At 46.8% G+C, this 231-nt stretch carries 2 tRNA genes; both read left to right on the forward strand.

Going from position 1 to position 231, the window contains the following annotated elements:
- Positions 1 to 62 precede the first annotated feature (62 nt).
- Positions 63 to 139 (forward strand) — tRNA-Asp (locus RV14_RS11790).
- A gap of 1 nt (position 140) precedes the next feature.
- A tRNA-Gly gene (locus RV14_RS11795) sits at positions 141 to 211 on the forward strand.
- Positions 212 to 231 lie beyond the last annotated feature (20 nt).

The following is a 231-nucleotide window of genomic DNA, read 5'->3' on the forward strand; positions in this document are numbered from 1 at the left end:
GTAGGTTCAAATCCTGCTCCCGCAATTGACTTTAATTTTTCAAAGTCAAAAATTAATTTTATGGTTTGGTAGTTCAGTTGGTTAGAATGCCTGCCTGTCACGCAGGAGGTCGCGGGTTCGAGTCCCGTCCAGACCGCCATGCGGGTGTAGTTTAGTGGTAAAACCACAGCCTTCCAAGCTGTTGTCGCGAGTTCGATTCTCGTCACCCGCTTTTAGTTTTTAAGGGCCTAT

Origin of the sequence: Enterococcus ratti (assembly GCF_001886195.1) — a bacterium.
GTDB classification, from domain to species: domain Bacteria; phylum Bacillota; class Bacilli; order Lactobacillales; family Enterococcaceae; genus Enterococcus_B; species Enterococcus_B ratti.